We start from the raw sequence: 3528 nt of genomic DNA on the forward strand, positions 1-3528 counted from the left end.
AAAAATATGCCCCCCTTTGCCAGCCCCGCCCTCCCGAGCATTTTTTTTTGCGATTCTTGGGGTTTTTTGCAACTCAGCCCCTTTTGCATCATCCCCTGGTCAAGCCCCGTCATCGCAATCAAAATAAAAATCCCCGCCACAAATTGTTTGAAAAAGTACTGTTTGTCGTTCACATCGTCGAAAAAGAAGATTGGCGTGTGCAGGGCAGTCGAAAAATCAGCCCCTGCATCCGTTGCAATGTAATAAATGCACATCCCAACCGACACGATGAGGCACAATGTCTTGAGCGAATCCGTCCAAATAAGTGTCCGCACGCCGCCCTGTTGCGTGTAAAAGCAAACCAAAGCCATCGACACCGCCACATTGACCACAAACGGGATGTGCAAAGGCGCACACACCAAAAACTGCAACACGGCACACACCAAATAAAACTTCACCGAGGCTCCCAAAAGGTGCGAAATAAAGAAAAACCACGCGCCGGTGCGGTAGGAAATCACGCCAAAGCGAGTTTTGAGGTATTCGTAAATCGAGGTCAGATTGTGCCTGTAAAACAGCGGAATCAGCACCAGCGCAATGAGCACATAGCCCACCGTGAAGCCCAGCACCATCTGCATATACGAAAAATCCTGCGCCGCCACCATCCCCGGCACCGACACATACGTCACGCCCGACATCGCCGCCCCAATCATCGCAAACGCCACCACATACCACGGCGAGCGGCGATTGCCCGTGAAAAAGGTGGCGTTGTCGGCACGTTTCCCTGTCCACCGGGCGATGCCGAACAGCACTGCAAAATAGGCTATGATGGTTGTGAGGATGATTGTGGGCACTTTTTTTTAGAATTTAGAGTTTAGAGTTTAGAGTTTAGAATGGTGGGGTTTTGAATTGTTTTAGTTCTAATTTTTCTCCGTTAAATTCGGCGTAGGAGAAATAGCGCATCCAGTCGCCGAGAATTAGTATGCGGGAGTGGGGTGAGAGGGGAAAATCCAGCATGATGTGGCGGTGTCCGAAGATTAGGTAGTCGGTTTCGGGGTGCTCATTGAGGTGTTTTTTTGAATAGGTCATGAGGTGTTCTTTGTTTTCGCCCAGGTAGGGGGTGGGATTTTTTAGGTCTTTTTGGCGGCTGCTTCGTGCCCATGCACTTCCGAATCCAATTCCTATGTGTGTGGGGAGCAGATTGGAGTATAGGAATTTGAAAAATTTGTTGTGAAAAACTTTGCTCATGATGCGAAACGCGAGCGAGTTGTCGCCCAAACCGTCGCCATGTGCCAAATAAAATTGTTTGCCGCCAATGGTCGTTGCCAGCGGCTGTGTGTGGATAATCACCCCCGTTTCGTTGGCGAGATAGCCACTCAGCCACATATCGTGGTTGCCCGTGAAGTAGTGAATTTCAATGCCTTGGTCGTGCAATTCGCAGAGTTTTCCCAGAAATCGCGTGAACCCGCGCGGTACCACTTTTTTGTACTCAAACCAGAAATCGAAAATATCGCCAAGCAAATACAATGCTTCGGCATCTGCCTTGATGGTGTCGAGCCAGCGGACAAACTGCTTTTCACGCTCCACAGGCGGTCCGAACAGGTCTGACCCCAAATGTACATCCGATGCGAAGTATGTTTTTTTCATAAAAATCCCAATTCCAATTTGGCTTCTTCCGACATCAACCCGTAGTGCCATGCGGGTTCAAACACGATGTTGACATCCACATTGCTCACTTCGGGGATTGATTCAACTTTCATTTTCACGTCTTCCACCAAAAAATCAGCCATCGGACACGCCGGAGCCGTCAACGTCATCGTGATGGTCACATTTTTCCTGCCGTCCGCTGCACCGGTGTCCGCCGGTTCCACACCATAAATCAAGCCCAAATCATACACATTCACCGGAATTTCCGGGTCATACACCGTTTTCAGCATCCTCACAATTTCTTCTTCCAATGCCATAAAATCACTCGCCATCGCGTTTTTTTTAATTCGCCTGCAAAGGTAGGCAATTTTGAATTTAGTTTTGTACCTTTACGGTTCGAAATGCAATAAAAATAGTTGTTATGGATGAAATTCGAGTTAGCATCGTGCAATCGGCACTTGTGTGGGAAGATAAAGCGGCAAATCTGCGGCATTTTTATGAACTGCTGAAGCCGTTGCGCGGGCAAGCCGACATTGCCGTTTTGCCGGAAACATTTACCACCGGCTTCTCCGCGACTGCCTGCGAATTGGCAGAAACGAATGATGGTTACACCGTCAAAAGCATTCAGGCGTGGGCTGATGAGCTGGATTTAGCGATTGCGGGGAGTTTTTTGGCGAAAAATGCAGTCGGAGAAGTCTTCAATCGCGGCTTTTTTATTGCACCGCACGCTACGCCTGTTTTTGTGGACAAGCGGCATCTGTTTCGCATCGGCGGCGAAAATAAATTGCTGACTGCAGGTGCTTCCTGCCCGATTATCGCCTATAAAGGTTGGAATATTCGCCTGATTGTCTGCTATGACTTGCGATTTCCCGTTTGGATGCGTAATCGGGTGGCGGGTGAATATGCGGCGGGCGAACACACAGGTTCGCCCCTACAATATGATTTGTTGATTTGCACCGCTAACTGGCCTCACACTCGCGATTATATTTGGACTACTCTGTTGCAAGCTCGTGCCATCGAAAATTGGTGCTATGTGTGTGGTGTCAATCGTATCGGCGAAGATGGCAATGGGGTAGCTCACGCGGGTAATTCCACCTTGTTTGATTTTTGGGGCAAAGCCCGTGCATACGCCGAAGCCAATCGGGAAGCCGTCATCACCACTAACCTCAGCAAACAATTGTTGCTCAATTTTCGCGAAAAATTCGCCATGTGGCGGGATGCAGATGTGCTACCTGCGCTCTAACAGGGCAGCCATCAAGTTTTAATCAATCACTATCACCACCCGCCTGTTTCTCTTCCTGTTTGCTTCACCGGCATTAGGCGCGACCGGCTCTGTTGCTGCTTTTGCTACGGTGGTGATGCGGTTGGCGGCGATGCCTTTTTGGACGAGGTAGTTTTTGGCGATTTCGGCACGCTTTTGGGCTATTGACATATTGACGAGGTGGGTGCCGAAGTCGCAGGTATGACCTTCGATGATGATTTGCATGTCGGGAGCGAGTTGTAGGAGCAGTTCTGCTTGTGCATCCAGAATACCTTTTTGCTGTGCGGACAATGCCGTGCTGTCTGATGAATAACCGTCTATGGGCTGCTCTATCCTCTTTTTGACTTCTGCCAAACGTTGCTCTTCTGCCAAACGTTGTTCTTCGGCGCGCTTTTGCTCGGCGAGAAGCCTTTCTTCTTCCAAACGGGCAGGTTCTACGCAGCATTGGGCGGCAAGGCTGGCATCCCGCTAAGCGCAAAGTTCAACAGCAGCACGGACAAACTGACCGCCTCAGGACAATACGCCTCAGGCGATTATGTGCTGAACAAACCAAAGTTTAAGGGCTTAGGCGAGTTCAGCGACTTGAACCACCAAGGTGATTTGGCATTGAAAACCGCATTTTTCGCATCGGCAGAAGCAGGCAT

6 protein-coding genes are annotated in these 3528 nt (G+C 49.6%); 2 read left to right on the forward strand and 4 right to left on the reverse strand.

Annotated features, from left to right (window positions below; genetic code table 11):
- The 3 genes from ASC50_RS05740 to ASC50_RS05750 form a co-directional block, all read right to left on the reverse strand.
- The coding region (locus tag ASC50_RS05740) for a sodium:solute symporter family transporter (RefSeq protein WP_420885215.1) at positions 1-830 on the reverse strand (830 nt) is incomplete at its 3' end.
- A 34-nt stretch (positions 831-864) separates the two neighbouring features.
- A complete protein-coding gene (locus tag ASC50_RS05745; RefSeq protein ID WP_056928803.1) occupies positions 865-1623 on the reverse strand; it encodes a UDP-2,3-diacylglucosamine diphosphatase in 759 nt (252 codons plus the stop codon).
- Complete coding sequence (locus tag ASC50_RS05750) at positions 1620-1955, reverse strand: metal-sulfur cluster assembly factor (RefSeq protein ID WP_056928804.1); 336 nt, start codon at positions 1953-1955, stop codon at positions 1620-1622. The genes ASC50_RS05745 and ASC50_RS05750 overlap by 4 nt, the downstream gene beginning before the upstream one ends.
- A gap of 89 nt (positions 1956-2044) precedes the next feature.
- Here ASC50_RS05750 and ASC50_RS05755 point away from each other — a divergent pair, with 89 nt between their 5' ends.
- On the forward strand, positions 2045-2866 hold the full coding sequence (locus tag ASC50_RS05755; protein ID WP_056928805.1) for a nitrilase-related carbon-nitrogen hydrolase: 822 nt from the start codon (positions 2045-2047) through the stop codon (positions 2864-2866).
- An 18-nt stretch (positions 2867-2884) separates the two neighbouring features.
- On the opposite strand, the gene ASC50_RS05760 is transcribed toward ASC50_RS05755, so the two are convergent.
- Positions 2885-3256 carry an OmpA family protein gene (locus ASC50_RS05760; protein WP_158648519.1) on the reverse strand — a complete coding sequence of 124 codons (372 nt, stop codon included), beginning with the start codon at positions 3254-3256 and terminating at the stop codon, positions 2885-2887.
- A 3-nt stretch (positions 3257-3259) separates the two neighbouring features.
- Here ASC50_RS05760 and ASC50_RS05765 point away from each other — a divergent pair.
- On the forward strand, positions 3260-3528 hold a 269-nt coding region (locus ASC50_RS05765), incomplete at its 3' end, for a hypothetical protein (protein ID WP_158648520.1).

Source organism: Candidatus Symbiothrix dinenymphae, from assembly GCF_001431085.1.